Source organism: Nostoc sp. ATCC 53789, from assembly GCF_009873495.1.
GTDB lineage: Bacteria > Cyanobacteriota > Cyanobacteriia > Cyanobacteriales > Nostocaceae > Nostoc > Nostoc muscorum_A.
Window position 1 is genome coordinate 3270321 of record NZ_CP046703.1, and the last position, 23955, is coordinate 3294275.

Below are 23955 nucleotides of genomic sequence, written 5' to 3' on the forward strand. Positions count from 1 at the left end.
AAATGGCGAAGAAAGTAGTGGCGGTCATTAAACTGGCCCTGAATGCTGGAAAAGCCAACCCAGCACCACCAGTTGGGCCCGCCTTGGGTCAACATGGTGTTAACATCATGATGTTCTGCAAGGAGTACAACGCCAAAACAGCAGACCAAGCTGGAATGGTGATACCTGTAGAAATTTCGGTTTTTGAAGACCGGAGTTTTACATTTGTACTCAAAACGCCACCAGCATCAGTGCTGATTCGGAAGGCGGCGAAAGTTGAAAAAGGCTCAAATGAACCCAACAAAAAGAAGGTTGGGTCAATTACTAAAGCCCAGTTGCAAGAAATAGCCCAAACGAAACTCCCCGACCTCAATGCCAACGACATCGACGCGGCAATGAAGATTGTGGCAGGGACGGCTAAGAATATGGGTATAACAGTCAAAGATTAGTCATTGGTCATTGGTCATTAGTAAAAAAATATGAAATGACAAAGGACAGATGACAAAGGACTCATAAAAAAATTATCGGGGGAGAGGCGAGGCTTCGGAATTACCCCAGGAGAAAAAAATGGCAAAAATATCGCGTCGTTTGCAGACGCTGCAAGCAAAAGTAGAAGATAAGGATTATCATCCTTTAGAAGCTTTAGCCCTTCTCAAAGACACAGCAACAGCTAAATTTGTTGAAGCTGCGGAAGCGCATATCCGGTTAGGAATTGACCCCAAATATACAGACCAACAGTTGCGGACAACGGTAGCACTGCCTAAAGGTACAGGACAAATTGTTCGGGTGGCAGTGATAGCCAGAGGCGAAAAGGTAAACGAAGCCAGCAACGCTGGGGCTGATATAGTCGGGTCAGAAGAACTGATTGACGAAATCCAGAAAGGTAGAATGGATTTTGACAAGCTGATTGCCACACCAGATGTGATGCCACAGGTGGCAAAGTTAGGTAAGTTGCTAGGCCCCCGTGGTTTGATGCCATCGCCCAAAGGTGGAACCGTAACATTTGATATAGCAAGTGCGATCGCAGAATTCAAAGCTGGTAAATTAGAATTCCGAGCTGACAGAACTGGTATCGTTCATGTTATGTTTGGTAAGACAACCTTCTCGCCTGAAGATTTATTAGTCAACCTGAAGGCATTGCAGGAGACGATTGACCGTAACCGTCCTTCAGGAGCTAAAGGTCGTTATTGGCGCACATTTTATGTGTCAGCCACAATGGGGCCATCAATTAAAATTGATGTCACCGCCCTACGAGATTTAAAACTGAGCGAAGTAGGTTAATTTTTAGTCATTAGTCATTTGTAAAGACAAAAACAAAGGACAAATGACTAATCATAAAATCGAATAGGCAAAGCCGGAGACAGCAGGTGCTAATAGCTTAAATACCCTGCCGAGGTTAAAACTCTAATTGTCAAAATTACCACCCCTAAAGGCGTGATAACTATGGCATCACGAGTCTTAATACTCAACCCCGGCTAATACTAGCCGGGGTTTGTTGTTTGGGTTTTCAGGTTTAAAAGAAACATACAAGTAGGGCACTTCCCCGATTATTTTAAGGAGGTGAGATTGGAATGGGTAGAACACTAGAAAATAAAAAAGAAATAGTAGCTGACCTCAAAGAAACTTTGAGTGAGTCAACTCTGGCACTGGTAATTGACTATCAGGGGCTAACAGTTTCGGAAATCACAGATTTACGGCGGCGGCTACGTCCTAGTGGCACTGTTTGTAAGGTGACGAAGAATACCCTGATGGGCATTGCCATTGAAGGTGATGAGAAATGGCAGCCTTTGTCGGAATTACTAAATGGTTCTTCCGCCTTTTTGCTAGTAAAAGATGATTTTTCATCGGCAATTAAGGCATACCAAGAATTCCAAAAAGTTACCAAGAAAACAGAACTTCGTGGTGGTGTCCTAGAAGGTCGCCTACTCAAAGAACCTGATGTCAAGGTACTGGGAGACTTGCCATCTAAGGAACAACTCATCGCGCAAATTGCTGGGGCTATCAACGCCTTGGCTACCAAGATTGCTGTGGGTATCAACGAAGTTCCTGGCTCACTGGCTCGTGCTTTGAAGGCTGTGGCCGACCAAGAACAAAGTGGTGGTAGCACCGAAACTGCTGCTGTACAAGATAGCAGCGCTGAAACCGCTACTGAAGATAATAGCAGTACTGAACCTGCTGCTGAATAAACTTTGTGGTTCATCAGTCAAGAGTCAAAAGTCTATAGTTAAAGACTAATGACCCCTGACAAATAAATAATCAAAATTACAGGAGTTATATCAATGTCTGCTGCAACCGATCAAATTTTAGAACAACTAAAAACCCTTTCTTTGCTGGAAGCTTCTGAGCTAGTCAAGCAAATTGAAGAAGCTTTTGGCGTAAGTGCTGCTGCACCTGTTGGCGGTATGATGATGATGGCTGGCCCTGGTGGTGCGGCTCCGGCTGAAGAGGCTGTTGAGCAAACCGAGTTTGAAGTGATTCTCGATTCAGTCCCAGCTGATAAGAAGATTGCTGTGCTGAAGATTGTCCGGGAATTGACCGGTTTGGGTCTGAAAGAAGCAAAAGACTTGGTAGAAGCTGCTCCCAAGGCAGTTAAGGAAGGCATTGCTAAGGATGCTGCTGAAGATGCTAAGAAGCGCATCGAAGAAGCTGGCGGTAAGGTGACTATCAAGTAGTCACAATTCTATTAGCAATTTTTACATTAAGGGAGTCTGAGTCAGGCTCCTTTTTTATCGAGACAGAATTCAGGAGTCAGAATTGTAAACGAAAAATCGTTAAAAATCTGCCAAGTGGACAAGATAATGTTAACTTAACAGGCGATTGATGCGATCGCGCTTCACATTCAAGGATGGTAATAAATTTCTATTCAAAGAAGGGTTAAGGATGTAAAACAATCATAATTTACACCCAAACTCCTAAGTCCTAAATTTTATACTTCTTCTGAGTTTTCACTCTTACGTCCTGGGGATGCTTCGTAAAGTGCATCTAGATGTTGACGCGCATCTTCAACGTTAATCGAACGCATTACCAAAAGCGGCTCTTTAATTAAGTTACCCGCACTATCTAATAACTCTGGATGGGGTACAAACTGTTTTTTTGATGAATAATAACCGTATTTACCTTGATTATTCATTGGTGAGGAATTCGTTGGGTAAGTTCGCTCGCGATCAAAACTGAACATGATCAGGTTACGAATTAAGTTGCCAACAGCCATAAATGCAAGGATTGTAAAAGCAAGAATGTAAAGCAGGTGTAACATTAGATTTTCCTCCAGAACAACAATTTTTAAAACTTTATTTTGTAACGCTTTGTTTCGCCGACACTGTGACTCACAGTTAAGATGACTATTTGACGCACTTTTGTGCGCTTACATTTATATGAAGCTATTTGTCAACCGTTATTTCACTTACGGTAGCATAGGATACATTATCTTGTTAATCCAAATAATGTTAAGAAATTGTTAAGCTTTTTGTACTATCTCTTTGATGACTGGTTTAGCATCTTGTCGTTAGACATTAGCTAAATAGTCTGCGGAAATTTAACAGATGCTCCCATCTATTTAGACTTCACGCTCTTGACGAAAGCGCATTGCAACATTCCAGCATTCTGTTACTAATTGATGCCAAGGCATTAACGTTGCCATATCAATTCCGACTTGTTTATCGGTAGCAGCAAATAGCATTTTGGCCGTACTTAGTTCTTCTTGCGCTTGTTTAACACGTAAGAGCAAATCAGATTGTTCTTGGTCACTCATAAATGATAGCTGCTCAGTTTCGAGTAAATGGCGCGATCGCGTAAACCAATGCTGAAAATCTTCTAGCAGTGGTTCTAAAACCGTTTTCAGCAACTCAGTCCCTGGTAAATTTGAGTCTGACATAAATAAGAAGGATTTTTCCAACTTTCTTACTAATATTAACGTTATTTACGTTTCTTAATATTCTTTTTATTTATTCTAATCTACTAATTTCGGTAAATGTAAAATAAATGTAACAAATAGTACAGATTTTATTATATAGTCTTGCTAATGGGTCTGTACAGTTCCTTTGGAGAGACCGTATATATATATATATCGAATGGGAGGGGTAGCTGACACCGAGTTGCAATTCATAAGATAATTTAGCGATGTCTACGACGGGCTACGCCTACGCCTGGAATCCTGAATTTAATACTCAGATACCCGATCAAAAATTTATCTTTATCCCTGGCGAAAATTAATTCGGTAGTTGGAAGATAAAGCTGAACTGGCAAAAACCAAAGTCGCTATAGTTGAGTAAGCCTACAGATTCAGATAAATCACCTTTTGTAATCACTTCGCCAACGGTTCAGCAGCCAATGTCGCCAAATTCATCAAATCAATCACAACAGTCAGAACAAGTTGAAAAAATCTATTTACCACGTACCAGCGAATCGGAGAACTTAAAAAAGATTCGTCACACTGCTTCCCATGTAATGGCAATGGCGGTACAAAAGCTGTTTCCCAAGGCGCAAGTTACAATCGGCCCTTGGATAGAAAACGGTTTTTACTATGACTTCGACAGTCCAGAACCATTTAGCGAAAATGATCTCAAAGCCATCAAAAAAGAGATGGCGAAGATTATCAATCGCAAATTGCCAGTAATTCGAGAAGAAGTCAGCCGCGAAGAAGCCGCACGCCGGATTCAGGAAATTAACGAACCTTACAAGCTAGAAATTCTGGGAGATATCAAACAGGAACCAATCACCATTTACCACCTGGGGAATGAATGGTGGGATTTGTGCGCGGGGCCTCATCTGGAAAATATCAGTGAATTAAACCCGAAAGCAATTGAATTAGAAAGTGTTGCGGGCGCTTATTGGCGTGGGGATGAAACTAAAGCCCAATTACAGCGCATCTACGCCACCGCTTGGGAAAGTCCAGAACAACTGGCTGAATATAAGCGGCGTAAAGAAGAAGCACTACGCCGAGATCATCGGAAACTTGGCAAAGAACTGGGATTATTTATATTCTCTGATTTAGTAGGGCCGGGTTTACCTTTGTGGACACCAAAGGGTACTTTGTTACGGAGTACCTTAGAAGACTTCCTCAAGCAAGAACAATTAAAACGGGGTTACTTATCTGTAGTAACACCTCACATTGCCAGAGTAGATTTATTTAAAACCTCTGGACATTGGCAGAAATATAAAGAAGATATGTTCCCCTTAATGGCAGATGATCAGGAAGCTGCTGCACAGGAACAGGGCTTCGTTATGAAGCCAATGAACTGCCCCTTCCATATCCAAATATATAAGAGTGAGTTACGCTCTTATCGAGAACTACCAATGCGCCTGGCGGAATTTGGTACTGTTTACCGCTACGAACAATCAGGCGAATTGGGCGGTTTAACGCGGGTGCGTGGTTTTACTGTAGATGATTCTCACCTGTTCGTTACTCCAGAACAGCTAGATAGCGAATTCCTCAGTGTGGTGGATTTGATTTTGTCGGTGTTCAATAAGCTGCAACTGAAGAACTTTAAAGCTAGACTCAGTTTCCGCGATCCTGCTAGCGATAAGTATATTGGTTCTGATGAAGTTTGGGACAAAGCCGAAGGTGCGATTCGCCGTGCAGTTGAAACCTTGGGGATGGAACACTTTGAAGGGATTGGAGAAGCCGCATTTTATGGGCCAAAACTTGACTTTATCTTTAGTGATGCCCTGGATCGGGAGTGGCAATTAGGAACAGTGCAGGTAGATTACAATTTACCAGAACGCTTTGAGTTGGAATACGTCGCTGAAGATGGGGTTCGCAAACGTCCAGTGATGATTCACCGTGCGCCTTTTGGTTCACTTGAAAGGTTGATTGGAATCTTAATTGAAGAATATGCGGGCGATTTTCCTTTGTGGTTAGCGCCAGTGCAAGCTAGATTACTACCCGTGGGTGATACACAGCTAGACTTTGCTAAAGATGTGGTGGCGAAGATGAGAGCCTTGGGCATCCGTGCAGAAGTTGATACCAGTGGCGATCGCTTGGGTAAACAAATTCGCAATGCAGAGAAAGAAAAAATACCCGTGATGGCAGTGGTGGGAGCCAAGGAAGTTGAAACCAACACCTTGAGTATCCGTACCCGCGCCTCTGGGGAATTGGGAGTTATCGCTGTTGATGAGGTGGTGGATAAGATGAAGGATGCGATCGCTAAGTTCGAGAATTTCTAAATAAAATTTAACCGCAGACGCACACTAATTATAATTGGTGTGCGTTTTTTTTGTGGATTGGAGCATTAGCTAGCTGGTAGGTTTTGGTAAGGTGCGATCGCGTTCTACTTGTAGGCTGAAACCCTAATTTTCTCGTTGATGGAGATAAAAGGTGGATTCATCCAGTTCAAATACTCATTTTAATTTTAACTTTTCATGGGATTTGGAAGTTCAAAAAGTATTACAGACAACAAAAGTTTTCTCAATCACCGCACCCAAGAAAACTTTCTGATTTATTCAAGACTGATAGCATAGATTTAAAGACTTGTGGAATCTGCTCTTCCTAAACAGACTAGACTTGCATAAATTAATGTCAATAATTTTTGACTAACATTATGAACCGCTTTACCTCTATTTTGCTGGCTGGCTTGATAGCATCTGCATCAGCTTTGGCTATTTCTCCAAAAGCTGAGGCTAATACACCAGCGTCTTATGTTGCTGAGTCTGATAGCTACGGCTATCGAGACAACAATGATGGTAACTACGAACGTCATAGTCGTCACTACAGAAATGGTGATTATGACCGCCAGAACGACCTTCGCAACATTCGTGACAACGATCGCCGTTATGACCGCAACAACGATCGCCGCTATAACCGCCGATATGACCGCGATAATGATCGCCGCTTTGACCGCGATAATGATCGCCGTTTTAACCGTGATAACGATCGCCGCTTTAATCGCGATAACGATCGCCGCTTTAACCGCGATAACGATCGCCGATATGACCGCGACAATAACCTTCGTAACATTCGTGATAATAACTTTCGCTATGAGCGCGATCGCAACTGGGGTCGTTATTAATCCCTGTGCCTATCTATTAAGCTTACTTCCAAGTGAACTGAGCATTGATTCTACTTGGCGGTAGGACAGACACGATCTCTTTTTCCACTCATTGCCATATCTGACTTTTCACTCTTACCTAGAAAACCTCGCTTCCATTCCCTAGCAAGAAAGCTTACTCAGGGTTTAGGTTTAGCGTTAGCTTTTCTATATGATGATGTGAAAAGTCAGATTTTTATTAAATGAAGAATTTACCCTCAACCAAGACTCATTAACGGAGTTGAGAGGTGGATTCATCCAGTTCAAAAACTCATTAATGGAGTTCAAATACCTCGTTCACTTGTTAGCGATCGTCAATGTCCTTTGATAACCTCTGCAAACTCCTGTCCGAAAAACATCCTGCTACCTTTGCCAGTTGGGTATTAGGAACACCGCAAACTTCCGTCAAAGTCCTCAAAACCGAATTGAGCATTGAACCAATTCGCGCTGATTATGTCACATTTTTACAATTACAAGGACGCATTCTCCATCTGGAATTTCAAACCAAACTAGAATCTACGCCACCCCTACCCTTGCGGATGCTAGATTATTGGGTGCGCTTGTATCGTTTGTATCGTCTACCAATAACGCAAGTTGTCGTATTATTGCTTCCCCCTTCACCAGAAACAGTAATTGAAACTGTCTTCTGTGTGGAAACTACCCGTCACGAATATCGCGTGATTCGCTTATGGGAAGAAAATCCCGAACTATTCCTCAACGATCCAGCTTTGTTACCATTAGCACCACTGGCCGCAACCACGCAACCCCAAGCTTTGTTGCAACAAGTTGTGGGAAAAGTTAGCCAACTTGAGCCAAGACAACGACCAGAAATTTCTGCTTACACCCAAATCTTAGCGGGGTTAAAATACAATCAAGACTTGATTCGACAACTATTTCGGGAGGGTATGATGCGCGAGTCAGTGATTTATCAAGAAATTCTCGCTGAAGGTGAACAACGAGGCGAACAACGAGGACGAAAAGCAGAAGGGCAATTGCTCATTCTCCGTCAACTTACTCGACGGGTGGGAGAATTACCCCAAGATATGCTAAACCGGATTGAAACTCTCTCCTTAGAACAATTAGAAAATCTCGGTGAAGCATTATTGGATTTTCAGGCGATCGCGGATTTAGAAGCCTGGTTTGCTACATTAGAGTTCAATTAACTTGAATCCCCAAGGTTTGAGAGCCGCTAAAGCTATTTCTTCACTTACACCTTCATAAGCTTCCCATTCCAACGGATGCTCTTTAGGATGTCCGTCGCCGACATTACCTGCAACCTTAATTATTGGACAGTTGGCGATGCGATCGCGCTCTAGCCCCTTTGGAACTACTAGTTGGACTTTGTGACCGATAAACTTCGCTGTACTTTCTTCAGCAATCGATTCACGGATTAAACAAATATCACCAGCTGTCCCCCAAGTAGTTTGGTAGATGTGGAGGAATGATATATAAGGTGCTGGTTTGATGGATCTTTTTAGAACATGCATTATCTGTAATCCTTACACTATGAATCAAAAATCATAAATCATATAAGTATTTTCTATCACGTTCGTAGGGAAGAAGAATGTTTTTAACTCACTTTTTGCACTTAGTCTAAGTGATTAGAGACTTCTTGGTGGAATATAGTGGTTTTCTAGTCAGAATACAGACCTAACCCCCAGCCCCTTCCCTACAAGGGAAGGGGAGTTAAGATCAGAGTGGAATGGCATACAAAGGAGCGATTGCTAAAACACGATAATTGCCCACAAACTAGCTCCCAAAGCGATCGCGGCTAAATGTTGCCCAAGGAGCGATTTCACTGGTTGCTTGGCAATTTTTTGCGTTAATAACATAGTCATCAACACTGAGAAAATTATCGTTGTACCTTGCAAAAAGGCAATCACAGCTGGGTGAGCAACCAATATTGGCAATTGTTCTCCACCCAAACCAAGAGTAGCAAAGGTAACAGGCAAAATCTGTCCGCCTTCGCCTAAGCCCAAACGCAAATAGTGAGCCAAGTTTCCGCCCAACACCAATGGTAAATAGCCATAAGCAAGCTCTACAAATGATTTTGGCTTTCGGTTAAAGTTCAACAATTTCAGCAAACGATAAACCCCAAAGGTAAAGATCGCTGGGATAATTAACACTAGCAGCGATAATCCGAAGTGCTGCCAAAACTGAGTTAAATCCAATTGTAACCCCAACCAAGATTGCAATTCTGGCAAGCGATGCAGATATATCCCACCCAACAGCAAAAACAATAATGCTACTTCATAAGTGCGGGGTACATGAGTTGTCCACAATTCAATTCCAGGGGGACGCAAGTTGAATTCAACGGAACGATGGGGACAGGCTTTCAGGCAAGTCATGCACAGTACGCAATCTCGGTTATCTTCTAACTGCGCGGGGTGGGAGTATAAAGGACATCCATTAGTTTCCATCCCTTCGCCCTTTTGCGGCCCACCTTTATAACACTGATAGGTAGTGCAACTGGCAGAACAAATACCTTGCTGGGCGCGGAGTTCCGTCATTGAGAGTTTGGCAAATAAACCATTCATCCCACCAATGGGGCAGAGATAACGACACCAAAACCGCCGCTCAAAAATGGCAGAAAAAATCATCGCCCCGGCGGTAATTAACAGCAGCAAACAAGCGCTAAGGTAAGCGGTATTTTCTAAATGCCAGAGTTCTTCCCATAAGAAAATTAGGGTGAATAAACCAAACATGAACCATCCGCCCCATTTCTCAGCTTGCTGTCTCGGCCAGCGTTTGAGTTGTCGTGGCCACAGCCAGAGAGATAACTTTTGGGTAATTTCGCCGTAAATCATGAAGGGACAAACAGAACACCAGATGCGTCCCAAAAAGGGAAAGAGAAATAAGAAGAATGGCCACCACCAAGCCCAAAATAGATTTAATACGAAATTGCGATCGCGGGTTTGTGGCCCAATAAATAACACCGCAACGATGATTGCAAAAACCGTTGCAGTAAAACCATAGTTAATGCGATCGGGCCACCAAGGACTACGCAAAAACCGCCGCAAACTAGGATAGGCATTTAACAGATTTACTCGAAATCGTTTTTTCTTTGTTTCGGCTGGCCAGAAAATTTCTTCTGTTAATTCATCAGTACCCTCAGCTTGCACGATCGCTCTTTCAACCAGATTTTTCAGTTCCTTGAGGTTCCCAGGAAAATCATAAGACTGGAGGCGACGTAAAGCTTCTGGGGTAATATGCGGTTTCGGAACGCCTCTAGAGCGAATGTAGAGACTGGTATAATATTCGACCTGTGCCTGAATATCAGCTTTCCGCACCCGTAGCGGTGGTACTTTAATAATGTGACCAACGGAACGTTCAATTGTCGGCTGAGTTTTTTCGGAAACAATCAGAATTCTGGCTTTACTGGGACGAGGTTGGGCTACTGTTTCTCCAGAACGACTGACGGGGGTATACATACCAGTTTTGAGCAACTGCGTCACCGGAGGTAATAATTCTTCGGGTAGTTCTTGGATGTTATTGAGAACTAAAGTACCTTCTCCCAACCATTCTAATAGTCCTGGTTTACCGCCAGCGCGACCAAATAAGTCTGCGCCGCTAGTTTGCAGAATACCGCAATTTACTTTAATGATTGGTTCTCGCCGTTTTGGAGAACCAAAGTGGATAAGTGCTGCTATATTGTCTTTTTCTAACCCTGGTTCACCGAAAATATCTACTGATTTGCGATCAGCAGCAGCTTCTCGAATTTGCTCCCGCAGGCGCACAGCATAGCGACTTGTACCGACAATTCCGCGTTGGGCTTTGGTAACTAAGTATGGACGCAAAGCTACAGAACGTTCTTGTTCATAGCCAAGTGCAGATGTTACCTGAGCTAATTCTTGAACCAATTGGCGAGAAAAAGCCTGAGCAATTTCGGGATATTGGGTGGCTAAAGCCCGAAATTTAGCAGCAGGTACAACCCACAAATGACATTCAGTTACGGTAGTAATTGTCAATGGAGTTAATTCTTCCAACAGCAATTCTTTGAGGTGAATCACTGCACCAGGGAGGAACCCACAAGCTAAGGCTGGATTAGTTTCATTGGTAGTATTGCTGTCGAGTTGACCTTCGACGAGAATATAGAGGGCTTCTGGAGGAGTGCCTTCGCTAACTAAGTCAGTTTCGGCACTTACAACTTGTTCTTCAATTACTTGTGCGATCGCATTTAACACTTCAGGCGAGAGAATTCCTAAAGTGGTGCGTTCCTGTAGCCATATAACCGTTTCTGGAGATGTCATCCTAAGTTCTCCGTGTAGGCTGCTGTATAACCAGAATTATCCCTTGAAGCTGAGTCAAGAATTTAAAATTCTGAATTCTGAATTCTGAATCAAGTTCAGATCGGACTACACTTTAGCTTTTCCTTTAACTTCTCCAGTAAGTTCCAAGACCTTGTTTCATTTTCAGAGATAAACAGAGGAAGCCAATAGATAGCTTTCTCCATTAACCTATTACTATCATTATTTAAATCTTCAATTAATTTTACTACTGACTTAAATCCCAGCTTAGGAATTGCAAAATCTAACCATAATTTAATAGTTTGAGCATTGGATTCTAAAACTCCATAGCTAAACATTTTTGTGACATAATCTCTTGTATGCAAGACCTTCTTTGCTATTACAATAGTAACCAGGCTTTTTTGTTCAACCATGCTCTTGATAATTTCATATACTGCAACTTCAGGTATTGATTTCAGATAATCTAAAATTACCTTTTCCTCCTGAGAAGTTAAGGATCTATAAGTACTAGTCTGTATTAATTGTTGAACACGATCATTCATAAGTTATTGTCAAAATCCATAAGGTATGAAAAGGTTTAATGGCAAACCAGCGTTACCTGCTGAATTAGCTGATGGTTTGTAGTGACCAGAAGCATTATTCCAATATTTAATTTGACCTTTATTGTTTTTATTATGACCAAAGCGAATTTGACCTGCAAAGGCAACGTTGTTACCTCTTGCAATATCAATATGACTTCCGAAACTAAATTTTTGCCTTGCTATATATATCTGGACTCTCTGCACTACAAAGTTATACTCACCATTAGGTGTAAACACTTTTTTGTGAGGTGTTTTATATCTCCACTTCTTGCCATCAAAGAAAAGTTCATTACGTCGAATATAACTAGGAATATCTTCGGGATATAGATTCGCAAAATATTCTGCTCCTGAACTACCTCCTGATGGCAGTCCTGAATCAATAGTATGCCAAGGGCTAGGAAATAGTGCAGAATATTTTGGTACGTAAGAAAGTTTAAGTTGCACATCTGATAAATTAATTTTAACAATCGATTCAGGAAAATTATGGCACTATATCTAGACTCAGCGATCGCATCTGAAGCCGAAGTTGTTAAGCTTTGGGGATGGGTGAAAGGCATTACAACCAATCCCACGCTGTTGTCTCAAAGCGATACTCCACCAGAAACCACGCTCAAAAATTTGGTTGCCTTGACTTCTGGCCCTTTATACTATCAACTTGTGGCATCTGATAAAGCTGGGATGCTAGCTGAAGGTAGAAAAGCTTTCGAGATTATTGGTTCACAAACAATTTTGAAGATTCCCGCAACACCGTTAGGTTTTGAAGTGGTGGCGAGTCTATCACCAGAAATTACCTGTTCGGTGACAGCAATTTACAGTGCAGCACAAGCAGCAATAGCACGGGAGGCGGGAGCTAAAATTGCTATAGCTTATGTAAATCGGGCTACGCGGTTATTAGGTGACGGTATTGCCTTAGTGCGGGATATGGCTAGCGTCCTCAAAGGCAGTGATACGAAAATCTTAGCAGCTAGTATCAAATCTCCAGAAGAAGCAGCCGCATCGTTGCAAGCCGGGGCGGATCATTTGACTTTACCATTGGCAATGTTGCAAGCGATCGCAACTCATGAGTTTTCACAGAAAACTGTTGAAGAATTCGCTAAAGGAGGCATTGGTTTAAGATAATTCGTAATTCGTAATGACGCTCGAATACTCGCTAACGTAATTCGTAATTAAATATGAGTTTGTCAGATATCCCTAATCTCTGGGTTCCCTTGGTACTTTTAGGTTTAATTATTGTCGCTGCTGTATTTTTTAGTCGTAGCAATTGATTAGTAAAGTATTACAGTTGAAGTGGAGGTATAAGCTCTATGTTCGCTGTTGTCACACCCGATACAATCCATTTGCCCCCAGGCGCAGTAGTACGCCTACCCGGAAGTTGGCAAGATTATCAAGCACTGAATAAACAACTAGGCGATCGCTCTTCGCCTCGTATCAAGTATCGAGATGGAGAAATTCTCTTGATGGCACCACTACCAGAACATGGGCGTAAAGTCAGTGTAATTGCAGATGTAGTAAAAGTTTTGCTCGACCATCTGGGGCGAGAATACGAGGCATTTACCCCAATCACAATGGAACTACCACAGGAAAGTGGTATAGAACCAGACTACTGTTTTTATATTGAAAACTGGCAGGCGATTGCAGGTAAAAACCGCATCAATTGGGGCGTTGATCCATCACCCGATTTGGTGGTGGAGATAGACATCACCAGCTACACAGATGTGAATGACTACCTGCCTTATCGAGTACCAGAAGTTTGGTTGTTCAGGAAGAACCAGCTTGTAATTTACACATTGCAAGGTGATGTCTCACGACAAGCCGCTTCTCTGCGAGACGCTCCGCGAACGCGTCTACGCTACACAGTTGAAAGCAGTAGCCGTTATTTCCCTAACATCAATGTGTCAGAGGTAGTCACAGAGTGTTTAAAAATTGCCTACGACCGTAATACTAGCGCCGCAATTCGGGAATTACGACGGAAATTGGCGAATGAGAGTTAAAATTCCTACCTTGGGATGCTTGCTAGAGCTACATACGTTTTAAATCTTGTAAAACTGCGGCGGCTGATTGATAGCGATCGCTAAAATGATAGCAAACCATTTTATCTAAAATACCCGCCAGTTCTTCGCTGACTGGCACTGTTTGCCGCCACATCACATTCCCCGTTTCTGGATCTGGGTGGAGTTCTTGCGGTGGTATTCCAGTTATTGCTTGAATACCAATCATTCCTAAAGCGTAAATGTCACTACATAGACGGGGATGGCCTGCAAATTGTTCTGGAGGTGCATAACCCCGTGTCCCAATGGCTACTGTGGCTAATTCTGTTTGCTCATTAGTCGGCGGTTGCATCAATTTGACTGCACCAAAATCAATCAATACCAGCCGATTATCTTGAGCGCATCTAATAATATTAGTTGGTTTGATATCACGATGAATTACTCGATGCTGGTGAACAAATTCTAGAACTTCTAAAACTTGTTTGAACATCTCTATGACAAATGATTCGCTTTGCACATCCTGCACAGGTGGTAATTCTTCACTTAAAGTATGTCCTTCGATATATTGTTGAATTAAATAGAATTCTTGGTCATCTTCAAAATAAGCAAGTAGTTCGGGAATCTGATGATGTTTACCCAAAGATTCTAATATTTCAGCTTCACTATGAAACAATCTGCGAGCAACTTGCAAAAATCGTGTATCTTGACGGGCTGGCATTAACTTTTTAACTACACAAGTAGGATTACCCGGTCGTTGAGTATCCTGTGCTAAATAAGTGCGACCAAATCCACCTGAACCAAGAACTTGAGAAATTTTGTAGCGTCCACCCAAAAGCAAATTACCTGATTTTATTTCTGGTGAATCAACTGGGAGAGGAAAACCAAGAGACGAATCGGGAATTGCGGTTTTGTCTTCTAAGAGTACATTTAATTGTGCGATCGCTTCTTGTTGTTTTTCAACTTGCAGAATAATCACCTGAGTTTGTCGCTGATTTTGGTAGCTAGTATAAGCGATCGCACAAATACTACTAACAACCAAAGTAAGAGCAGAGGGAATTAAAGGCACCCATCCAGCTTGCAAAAACACACCAATGCAGATTCCTACTAACCCAAGTAGAGTTGTTCCTCCCACCGCTAGCAACAGCAAGGGATTTTGCCATCGCCATACGATAATTCCACCTAAAAGCGACCAGCCCCACATCCAAATAAATTCTACCCAGTCGGGCCAATACCAAATTAAAGGTCGCCCATCCAACACTGTACTGATGAGTTGACTTGCTATCTGTGCATGAATAAACAGAGCAGGCATTCTGGCTGGTTGATCTGGCAAGGTGCTGTAGGGTGTATAAAATCCGCCTGGAGGTAAATTAGCCGCAGTAGTGCCAATAATTACAAGACGGTCTTTGAATAAACTGGAATTGACTTGACCACTGAGGACTTGCGTGAGGGTTACTTGATCGGCAAGACTGTTAGGGTGACGATAATTTAATAATATTTGATAGCCATCTGTATCCAGATGTTGATAGCTACCGGAATTAGGTTGTAAACGCGGGAATAGGCTTTTACCTAACTGTAATTCTTTTTTATTAGTAAACTTGTATTCAATACCTTGTTTCTCTAGATAATTAATCGCTATTAGCGCCCCAAAAGCAAATGATGTTGTACATTTATTGTCTGTAGAGTAAGCAAATAACAAACTACGACGGAGAATTTGGTCGTTTTCATTGTCAGAAACGACATCGCTAAACCCAACATTATCTATAGGAAAATTAGGCGGTGGCGGAATTTCATCTCTACCCAAACTGCTGAAAAAACAAGTGCTGACAATGTTATCTTGATTTTGAAAATTAATTGCCAAATTGTTGTTTTCTGGTTGGAAAAGATATAAACCAACAATTCGCGGTTGATAAGACTCGATTTTTTTTAATAGCTGATTGATTGTCCGATCTGATAAAGCCCATTTCTCTCGTTTAAGATCGTCGTCAGTGATTTTTACTAGCAAAATCCGCCGATCAGGTGCTTGTGCTGGACGCGATCGCAACATTTCATCATAAACTCTTAACTCCCAAGGCTGTAACCATTTGAGTTCCCGAATTCCCCAGATAAAGACGGTGACTCCCACACTGGTAAATAAAATAATCTGCAACCAGCTTTTGTTCTTGGAAGTTTCACGGGAATCCTGAACTTTGATAAAAGGGACACGGATTTTTTTTAATAGTCCACTAATCACAGCGTTGCGGCAGTAGCCTGAATTGGGTAGATGTTGCAGGCGCAAAAGTTAATTTTCGGACTCTAGGTTAAAAGCTAATTAACCTGAGCTTCTCTATTAATGTAGCAATTTACTTGTTGGTGAGAAACCTTGGCGTATTTCTACTCTTAAAGCAAGCTGACGCGCAGCATCAACTATAGAAATAAGCGATGTCTACGACAGGCTATGACGCTAGTTCGCTCTTATTCTCTCCCATTGCTCGCCATCGGAGTCGCGCAATGGCACTAATCATCTGTTTGAGATGTAGGAGTATCTTCAACAGCACTGGCAATAGAGAAAGAAACAGGATTAGTAGATGGTGTTAGTGAATCTAACCGGGGTTGTTCGAGCGATGCTTCGATACTTGGATCGTCAAAATAGGAGCCAATAATCTTATCATAGTTAGAAGCAACAGCTAAAAAAGCGCCACCCAAAATATAGATAGGTAGTGGCAAATTAAATTCTTGCAACCAGTCAAAGAATTCCGCCAAAGCAAACAGCACTAAAAAGCAAGCAAGCCAAACTCTCATATTTTCTATTTCCTAGATTGAAACAACTCTATTAATAGCTTAAATAGCTTGCATGATAGTTGATGTAGTACATAACCATCAAATTACAACCTTTATAACCATAGATAGGTGCATTCAGAGTTATAGCATCTGCTATATTGCAATATCTTGTAAAAAAATATATTTAGCCTATGCCTGCAATCAAACAGCCAAGCATTGCACTGTTGGTTCGTGAGACTCGGCAGTGCCTCAAACTATCACAGGTAAAACTGTCAACGATGTTAGGAGTTTCATTCCACACTGTAAATCGATGGGAAAATGGACGAACACGACCTTCGCCACTCGCTATGAAACAAATTGAAAAGCTATTATACCAGATGGGAGAACCTGGTGAGGCACTTTTAACGAAATATTTTTAATAATGGCAAATGTAACACAGTAGCATCATAGATGAAGTACTACCCATTCGTGAAAAATTAATGCCAAGCAAGTACTTTCAGCTTGATTTCGCAGGCATCTTGCCAAATCATTAGAGCAAGGTAAATTAGTAGAAGCGATCGCTAACTTAATAGCTGAATAAACCTGGCTCTATGTGATGTCGCTTTAGACTTTAGGTGTGTAATGCTCCCTAAAATGCTCTGGTGTACACAGAGATATGTGTACACCGAAGAGAAGGGTTGGAAGAGAAGTCCTTCCAAAATTATTGAATTGGTGTTCTAGGTATCATATCTGAATTAGTTTCTATTTTTCACTGATCAATGTTGGTGGAGTAATAGCTGCATATTCTTTGGATGTCAGCAGTGCTTCCTGAACATCAATCTTTTTGGGAAGAATTTTTTCGTTATAAAATAAATCGGCAACACTTTGTTGAGCTTTCATCAATTCTGGGGTAATTCCTTTTAATCGATAATTAGCGCGTCCAGAAATTATTTCTTGAATGGGTAAATCAATTTTAAGTACAGGTGCTATGAGTTTGGCTACTTCTTGACGATTTGTTTCTGCCCATTGACCATTTTTATCAATCTCTTCCAAGATAATCCGAAGTAATTCGGGATTTTCTTTAGCGAACTCCCGTGTTCCTACATAGTATCCGCCTGGAGTACCGATATTTGTCGCATCTCTCAACACCCGCGCACCGTGGAGTTTTTCTACCAAAGCTAAATGAGGATCGCCTGTTACCCAAACAGGAATAGTGCCCTGAATAAATGCACCACGAGCTTCGACATTGGGCATACTTAATACTTGAATATCACTATATTTTAAGCCAACTTCTTCTAAAGCTTTGATAATGAAATAGTGAGAAGCTGAACCTTTTTGAAAGACTACTTTTTGTCCTTTAATTTGCACTAAACTCTTAATTGGAGAACCTTTAGGAACTACAATTGCACTCCCTTTACCGGAAGTAGCAGTAATTCGTCTACCAGCAAGATAGACAATTCTTGCACCAGCAGCTTGGGCAAAAATAGGAGGGGTTTCTCCAACTGAACCGACATCAATTTTGCCGACATTCATCGCTTCCATTAATTGCGGCCCTTGGGCAAATTGTGCCCACTCAACTTTAACACCCAAAGGTTCTAAACGTTTTTCTAAAACTCCTCTCACTCTAACTAAGTCACCAGAGCTTTGATAACCCATTCGTAGAACTTTTGTTTTCAAAGCAATGGTTTTTGTTGCGGCTGGATCTGCTTTTGGTTCGGTTGCACTATTTGTATTTCCATTGGGCGATGTACAACTAATTAATGTGGTAGATAAAGCCAAAAAGCCAGGCATTACCAACAATGCAAATCTTCTGATAATTGGTGAAGTTTTTATTACAGTATTGCTCAACATTTTTACGACGCTTATTAAATACAGTTGATATCTCAATACGCTTCAGTTATGGTTAGCGCTCTTTGTCAAAGTCATTTTTTTAATTAACCGCAGAGGCGCAGAGTACACAGAGAGAAGAAAGAGAAGGAAAAAATTGCTTGATTGAACTGTATTGATTTATATATTATCGTATTTGCTCTTTGAATAAAGTGTTAATAAACACTACCTAGCAGAGACAAGAAGGTTTTTTGTAAATTTATTTTTGTGAGTGTGCTTTGAGCAATATTTATTTTAAGAACCAAGATTAAATAGAGTTTATATTTGATTTATAAAAATCTGCACAATTCAAAAATGATTATTTGCAATTATTGTTAAGACTAGAAAGTCTCAGAATAAAGGCGGATTAATATATAGATTTCTTATGATAATCTAAGTGTTTTTTATTGTCTTATTTAGGAACGAGGGTGGATGACTACCACCCCATTGTTAAAAGTAGATTTCAGTTTTTTAAGGCGTTATATCTGTCTAGATAATAAAACCTAAAAAGGACGGCTACCTGCAAGACTAACTCGTTTCAAAACCCGTCGCTCATTTGGATCAAATGCTTGACGGTAATGCAAGGTAGCTTGATTATCCCAGTAGACAATATCACCTACAGACCATTTGTGTTGGTAGTAGAATTTGGGTTGATTTAGATGCTGACGCAACTGTTCAATCAATTTATAACCTTCTTCTGGTTCTAACCCGACAATTTCAACTTCTGTCGCTGCATCTAAGTAAAGATGCTTTTTACCACTCTCTGGATGTGTCCTAACTAAAGGATGGGGAAAAACAGGGCTTATTAAAGGAATATTCTTATCTAAACGATATAAAGGACGCGGTGCATTCCGGTCTTGTAAGAATGGGTTGTAGGTAATTAGCTGTAAATCTGCAATCCGTTCTTTGGTGGTTTCATCTAATGCCTCATAGGCCAAATTTGTATTTAACCAATAAGTATTTCCACCATGAGTTGGTATTTCCAAAGCATAAAGAAGCGAACCACTAGATGGGGTGGGAGTCCATTTGTGGTCAGAATGGAAAGTTAGTTCTCCAGTACCGGTATAGCCGCCATCGACATTAGAAATCGAAATCACCACCGGGGTTTCTCCCGGTTTAGAAGCTAATACTGGAGTTTCATCAGATGGTATAAAGAGTGCGCCAAAGTATAAAGCAAAGTTCAAAAGCTGGTTATCAGAGAGCTTTTGGTTTTTGAAGATCAATATATGGCGATCGCGTAAAGCTTCCTTAAGTTGTAATATAACTTCAGGTGCGATCGCTTGACTGGCATCAAGATCGGTAACTATCGCCCCCAAAGGAGCATCGATAGGACTTATTTTAACTTTTGTCAAAGTCGAGGTAGGCATAATATTCTCCTGTGTTTTAATTTCTTTTTGGGTATATATAACTACTTATTAGCTAATACATCTGAAGGAGTAATTTTGGCGTATTCTTCAGGGGTTAAAAAGCCATCTCTAACATTCACCTTTTTCGGGATAAGTCCGAGGCTGTACCACTTATCTGCAACTTCTTGTTGCTTGGTAATAGTTTTCTCAGTAATTGGTAGCAGCCCATAATCATATTTATTGTGCATTATTTCTAGAGTCGGTGGATCTAGCTGAGTTACAGGAGCAAGTAGTTGTGCTACTTCCTTGGGATGATCCTTAGTCCAGATTTCTGACTTTTCTAACTCCTCTAAAAACATTTTGATTACATCAGGATGAGCCTGATAAAATTGGCGCGAAGTTGAGTAAAAGTTGCCAGTATCCCGCAATTTATCACCATCTGCTAAAACACGAGCTATTTTATTTTGTACATTTCTGGTACCGAATGGCTCCCAAATATACCAAGCATCCACCTTATTTTGACTGAATGCCGCATTTGCATCTGCCGGTGCTAAAAAAACTGATTGAACATCGCTCAGTTTCAACCCCGCATCTTCTAATGCTTTAACTAATAGATAGTGGCCGATAGAAGCTTTCTGAAAAGCTACTTTTTTACCCTTCAAATCAGTAACACTTTTAATTGCAGAATTTACAGGAACTAAAAGTGAAATAGCTTTACCACTAGGACGTGTAGTAGCTAGATAAACAAGGGGCGCTCCTGCTGCTTGTGAAAATACAGGAGGTGATTCGGCTGTAGATGCAATATCCAATCCATTTGCATTCAAGGCTTCTAGCTGTTGTGGCCCAGCCGCAAACTCAGCCCACTGTACTTTAAAACCCAGAGGCTCTAATCGCTTTTCTAAGGAACCTTGCTTTTCTAAAACTGCTAAAGCGGAAAGTTGTTTGGAACGTACAATCCGTACTACTTGCTTTTCTGTAGTGCTAGATACGGCCACTGACTCAGGAGAAGCTGCTGACTGTTGAGCGTTATTTTTGGCTTCACTACAACTTGATAGGGTTGTCGATAGCATTAAGCAGTAGCCCAAAGCAAATAGCAAAGAACGACGTGTTGTTCTTGGGCTTTTTCTAAATTCAAACTTTCCTTTTAAAGCTGGCATGGGTTGTTTTATTGATTCCCTTTAGGTGGTTAGAGCAATGATGATTAATTGCAATATCAAGAACGAAAATGTTTTTTAAAACTCCAATCAGTAAATGTTTTTATAACTTCAAAAACTTTACTGATGAAATTAGGGAAGAGAGTGGGTATTACCCACCCCGCAACGACTCGAGGAACTGAAACTTTAATAGTGAGGTGGCAAAAATTTAGGAAGTGGAGTGAGAAAGGCTCACTCCAGTGTCGTGCTAGTGGAAGATTAAAATTTTTGAGTGAAACTCTGCCCTGCCAGCGTTCAATTTTGCTAGTGCTTCCAAGCGACTAGGATTGTAGCCTTGAGTTCTTCTGTAAAATGTCCAGATGGCTCAACTGCTAGCAGCGCTTCTCTGAGATCCTTTTCAAATGCTGGAGCGTTATCACCATAGAAAATTTTGAGAGAGAAGGCTGTAGTGTATAAATAGCCGAGATAGCTATCGATAGTCCAAGATTTTTCAAATGGCACTTCATAGTTTTCTTGACGAGCAAAAGCTGAATTGCCAATTACGACTTCATGGGGAGGATCGACTGGCTTACGAGTCCCTTGTCCTCGTTGTCCAGTCCGTCGTTCTTCACCTAACCATTTTTTTACTACTCCAACAGCAGCTTGTTTCCAAGGTAGATTGCTTTCCCAAGGATTATCACCAGTCTGAAGCAGTGCTAATCCACCATCATCAGTTAGCAATTCATAAATGCGTTCAAGCACTAATTCGCGTTCCATCCAATGGAAGGCTCTACCAATAGTGGTTAACTTAAATTTCCCTAAACTAGAGTCGATTAACTCTGCTCCTTGTTCTAACCAAGTAATATTATTTGCTCCGACTGCTGCTGCTTGGCGTTTAGCTTCTGCAATCATTTCTGGATCGGGATCGATCGCAACAACTTCTTCAAATTGGGTTCGTAGGGGAATTGAAATTAATCCTGGGCCAGTACCCAAATCAAGGAGTCGTCCTTGACCATTGAGATTAAATATTTCGGCTAGTTTATCAAATACAATCGGTGGGTATTTGGTTCTATATTGAGCGTAGCCCTCAGCTGCTCCCTCAAATAAACTTGGGTCGTAGGTTGGAAGTGTTTTTAGTTGAGTCATATCAATTTTGGATTTAGGTAAGGGATTTCCAAGAAATAAATTTATCCAAATAAACGAACCACAGAGGCGCAGAGAACGCAGAGAGAGGAGAAATAGAGAGGATCTTTGCGTCAGTTTTGGGATATTTTAAACTCTCATTTCTCCGTGTCCTCTGCGCCTCTGCGGTTCGTTATTTAGGAGAAATGTAGAGTGGGCAAGGCCCACGCTACAAGTGAACAGAGGAAATGGAACATGGAACGTTGTGATTGTCCTTTGTCATTAGTCCTACCCTGCGGGAAGCCGCTGCTGCGTCTATGTCCTTTGCAAATGACTAATGACTAATGACAGTTATTTCTTAGCAGCCAGATATTCGTTTGCGGCTTTCTCAACACCTGTACCCTTGAAGAAGTCTTGATTGAGACTGGTGTACAACTCCAAGGGATGGATTGAGAGGAAGTAGCGGAGGTCTTCTTCGGTAATGATTTCGCGTTCTGCCATTGAGTAGGCGTTGGCAGTAACGGCGGTGATATCTGGAACATCCCAGTGACCGGAATCGGAACCTAAGAAGGCTTTAACGCGATCGCCAAAAGGATTAGCTGCACGATTAAATGCTTGGCTTACACGGGTATCGTCTGATTCTGTACCGAAGTAGAAATGATTCAAGAAGCGATCGCGCACATCTTCTGGTTTCTCAATTCCCGCTAGTTCAAATTCATCAAGTTCACCCGGATTTTCTGGAGCCAATAATTGATGGTGGAATCCTAAACCGTCACCAATTTTATCTAAGCGTCCATCTACCAGTTCGCCACCGTAGCGAGTATACAACTCTACTAATGCTTCCTTGTCGATAATAGCAGGATTGTTATTTGACAACAAATGTTGTTTGTTGCGGGTTTCCCAGTGCCAAATAATATCGGCGTATAGACTAGCACCCCAAGCTGAACCACCTTCTAAGAAGGCAAACTTTAATTGCGGGAAGCGGCGAGTAACTCCACCAAAGAACAGCGATTTGCATAATGCTTCGGCTGCAAAGGCGAAGTGATTAATGTGATTATATTGGGCGTTGGTGACAGAACGCTGAGTTGTCCAACCTTGGCTAGAAGCATGAGTTGTGGGTACAACTTTTAGTTCTACGCACTTAGCCCAGAATGGATCGTAATCATATTCGCTATCTAAGCCAAAGTTATCAATCCAAACCACTTCGTTAGCGACTTCTTTGCCGTATTTTTCAAAGGCAGGAATTGGCCGACGAACGTAACCGGGGATTTGAATTGCTTTGAGTCCGAGAACATTTACCGCATATTCCAACTCTTCAATCCCTTCTTCGGGAGTGTGCAGGGGAATTGCCGCGATGGGTGTTAATCGGTCAGAATAAGGACGGAAAATATCAGCATGGTAGGTGTTAACTGCCCTACAAACAGCCCGCCGCATTTCTTCGTTGCCGATATTCGGGGCCATTGTTGCCAAGTTGGGATACACAACGGCGAAGTCTGTACCTGCTTCTTCCAAGCGCTCATGCAGCAACTTGGGTAAGCTAATGGTAGCCAAATTCAAAGTATTTTTTGTGGGACGACCCCACCAGTTAGGGCGATTGGTGCGATAAGCAAAACGTTCTTCCCAACTTTGTTTGTACCACTTAAAGCGCGAAGATCCTGGTAAATTTTCTTTGAAACGTTCTACAAGTTCAGTTCCACCAACTTGTTCTAAATAATCCAAGACTGCTGGTTCAAATTCTTGGGTATGTACATCGGTGTCAATGATCGGATAACCAAGTTTTTCCCGAATTTGAGCAGACCTGGTTTTTTGTGGGCGGTCTAAAGCGATCGTCATGGTAGTTTACCCTAAATTATTCAAAAGATTGGTATTTGGGTATGTAGTAAGCGCTTCAGCGCTTTCTTCGGCACTAAAGTGCTTACTACGAACAATGAT

Annotated in this window: 23 protein-coding genes and 1 other annotated feature; of the genes, 10 read left to right on the forward strand and 13 right to left on the reverse strand. The window is 41.6% G+C overall.

Going from position 1 to position 23955, the window contains the following annotated elements:
* The first annotated feature begins 2 nt into the window (after positions 1–2).
* The 4 genes from rplK to rplL all read left to right on the forward strand — a co-directional run bounded on the left by rplK (position 3) and on the right by rplL (position 2651).
* Positions 3–428, forward strand: coding sequence for a 50S ribosomal protein L11 (gene rplK, locus GJB62_RS13475; RefSeq protein ID WP_012412092.1), 426 nt, complete (start codon positions 3–5; stop codon positions 426–428).
* A gap of 118 nt (positions 429–546) precedes the next feature.
* Positions 547–1260, forward strand: a complete 714-nt coding sequence (rplA, locus tag GJB62_RS13480; protein ID WP_012412093.1) for a 50S ribosomal protein L1 — start codon at positions 547–549, stop codon at positions 1258–1260.
* A gap of 55 nt (positions 1261–1315) precedes the next feature.
* Positions 1316–1485 (forward strand) — a sequence feature (ribosomal protein L10 leader region).
* A gap of 65 nt (positions 1486–1550) precedes the next feature.
* A complete protein-coding gene (rplJ, locus tag GJB62_RS13485; RefSeq protein ID WP_114081430.1) occupies positions 1551–2165 on the forward strand; it encodes a 50S ribosomal protein L10 in 615 nt (204 codons plus the stop codon).
* Positions 2166–2258: 93 nt separating this feature from the next.
* On the forward strand, positions 2259–2651 hold the full coding sequence (rplL, locus tag GJB62_RS13490) for a 50S ribosomal protein L7/L12 (RefSeq protein WP_012412095.1): 393 nt from the start codon (positions 2259–2261) through the stop codon (positions 2649–2651).
* Positions 2652–2905: 254 nt separating this feature from the next.
* On the opposite strand, the gene GJB62_RS13495 is transcribed toward rplL, so the two are convergent.
* Together GJB62_RS13495 and GJB62_RS13500 are read right to left on the reverse strand one after the other, a co-directional pair.
* The gene (locus GJB62_RS13495; protein ID WP_114081429.1) at positions 2906–3235 is read right to left on the reverse strand and encodes a DUF2973 domain-containing protein; all 330 of its coding nucleotides are present in this window, start codon (positions 3233–3235) and stop codon (positions 2906–2908) included.
* A 300-nt stretch (positions 3236–3535) separates the two neighbouring features.
* The gene (locus GJB62_RS13500) at positions 3536–3853 is read right to left on the reverse strand and encodes a DUF2605 domain-containing protein (RefSeq protein WP_012412097.1); all 318 of its coding nucleotides are present in this window, start codon (positions 3851–3853) and stop codon (positions 3536–3538) included.
* Positions 3854–4308: 455 nt separating this feature from the next.
* On the opposite strand from GJB62_RS13500, the gene thrS reads away from it, so the two are divergent.
* The 3 genes from thrS (at position 4309) to GJB62_RS13515 (ending at position 8167) form a co-directional block, all read left to right on the forward strand.
* Complete coding sequence (gene thrS / locus GJB62_RS13505; protein ID WP_114081428.1) at positions 4309–6144, forward strand: threonine--tRNA ligase; 1836 nt, start codon at positions 4309–4311, stop codon at positions 6142–6144.
* A gap of 374 nt (positions 6145–6518) precedes the next feature.
* On the forward strand, positions 6519–6986 hold the full coding sequence (locus GJB62_RS13510; RefSeq protein WP_245246158.1) for a hypothetical protein: 468 nt from the start codon (positions 6519–6521) through the stop codon (positions 6984–6986).
* Positions 6987–7321: 335 nt separating this feature from the next.
* A complete protein-coding gene (locus tag GJB62_RS13515) occupies positions 7322–8167 on the forward strand; it encodes a DUF4351 domain-containing protein (RefSeq protein WP_114081427.1) in 846 nt (281 codons plus the stop codon).
* Here the strand turns inward: GJB62_RS13515 and GJB62_RS13520 are convergent.
* From GJB62_RS13520 to GJB62_RS13535, 4 genes are all read right to left on the reverse strand, one after another.
* Entirely contained in the window at positions 8153–8491 is a 339-nt protein-coding gene (locus tag GJB62_RS13520; RefSeq protein ID WP_114081426.1) for a hypothetical protein, read from the reverse strand. The two genes, GJB62_RS13515 and GJB62_RS13520, sit on opposite strands and share 15 nt — an antisense overlap.
* 237 nt (positions 8492–8728) lie before the next feature.
* Entirely contained in the window at positions 8729–11254 is a 2526-nt protein-coding gene (locus tag GJB62_RS13525; protein WP_114081425.1) for a sigma 54-interacting transcriptional regulator, read from the reverse strand.
* A 95-nt stretch (positions 11255–11349) separates the two neighbouring features.
* Entirely contained in the window at positions 11350–11793 is a 444-nt protein-coding gene (locus GJB62_RS13530; RefSeq protein WP_114081424.1) for a hypothetical protein, read from the reverse strand.
* A 9-nt stretch (positions 11794–11802) separates the two neighbouring features.
* Positions 11803–12276 (reverse strand): hypothetical protein, encoded by a 474-nt coding sequence (locus GJB62_RS13535; protein ID WP_114081423.1) that lies wholly within the window; start codon positions 12274–12276, stop codon positions 11803–11805.
* A gap of 39 nt (positions 12277–12315) precedes the next feature.
* Here GJB62_RS13535 and GJB62_RS13540 point away from each other — a divergent pair, with 39 nt between their 5' ends.
* A complete protein-coding gene (locus GJB62_RS13540; RefSeq protein ID WP_114081422.1) occupies positions 12316–12951 on the forward strand; it encodes a transaldolase family protein in 636 nt (211 codons plus the stop codon).
* 185 nt (positions 12952–13136) lie between these two features.
* The gene (locus tag GJB62_RS13545) at positions 13137–13823 is read left to right on the forward strand and encodes a Uma2 family endonuclease (RefSeq protein ID WP_114081421.1); all 687 of its coding nucleotides are present in this window, start codon (positions 13137–13139) and stop codon (positions 13821–13823) included.
* 28 nt (positions 13824–13851) lie between these two features.
* Here the strand turns inward: GJB62_RS13545 and GJB62_RS13550 are convergent, their stop codons facing one another.
* Entirely contained in the window at positions 13852–16050 is a 2199-nt protein-coding gene (locus GJB62_RS13550; RefSeq protein WP_114081500.1) for a CHASE2 domain-containing serine/threonine-protein kinase, read from the reverse strand.
* A 263-nt stretch (positions 16051–16313) separates the two neighbouring features.
* Positions 16314–16598 (reverse strand): hypothetical protein, encoded by a 285-nt coding sequence (locus tag GJB62_RS13555; protein ID WP_114081420.1) that lies wholly within the window; start codon positions 16596–16598, stop codon positions 16314–16316.
* 170 nt (positions 16599–16768) lie between these two features.
* On the opposite strand from GJB62_RS13555, the gene GJB62_RS13560 reads away from it, so the two are divergent.
* A complete protein-coding gene (locus GJB62_RS13560) occupies positions 16769–16996 on the forward strand; it encodes a helix-turn-helix transcriptional regulator (RefSeq protein WP_114081419.1) in 228 nt (75 codons plus the stop codon).
* Positions 16997–17318: 322 nt separating this feature from the next.
* On the opposite strand, the gene GJB62_RS13565 is transcribed toward GJB62_RS13560, so the two are convergent.
* The 5 genes from GJB62_RS13565 to GJB62_RS13585 all read right to left on the reverse strand — a co-directional run bounded on the left by GJB62_RS13565 (position 17319) and on the right by GJB62_RS13585 (position 23856).
* Entirely contained in the window at positions 17319–18407 is a 1089-nt protein-coding gene (locus tag GJB62_RS13565; protein ID WP_114081418.1) for a sulfonate ABC transporter substrate-binding protein, read from the reverse strand.
* 518 nt (positions 18408–18925) lie between these two features.
* Positions 18926–19789: a TauD/TfdA family dioxygenase gene (locus GJB62_RS13570; RefSeq protein ID WP_114081417.1), complete on the reverse strand. Its 864-nt coding sequence runs from the start codon at positions 19787–19789 to the stop codon at positions 18926–18928.
* Positions 19790–19830: 41 nt separating this feature from the next.
* Positions 19831–20925 carry an aliphatic sulfonate ABC transporter substrate-binding protein gene (locus GJB62_RS13575; RefSeq protein ID WP_114081416.1) on the reverse strand — a complete coding sequence of 365 codons (1095 nt, stop codon included), beginning with the start codon at positions 20923–20925 and terminating at the stop codon, positions 19831–19833.
* A 300-nt stretch (positions 20926–21225) separates the two neighbouring features.
* Positions 21226–22047, reverse strand: coding sequence for a class I SAM-dependent methyltransferase (locus tag GJB62_RS13580; RefSeq protein ID WP_114081415.1), 822 nt, complete (start codon positions 22045–22047; stop codon positions 21226–21228).
* Positions 22048–22374: 327 nt separating this feature from the next.
* Positions 22375–23856 (reverse strand): amidohydrolase family protein, encoded by a 1482-nt coding sequence (locus tag GJB62_RS13585; protein ID WP_114081414.1) that lies wholly within the window; start codon positions 23854–23856, stop codon positions 22375–22377.
* Between the last annotated feature and the right edge of the window lie 99 nt (positions 23857–23955).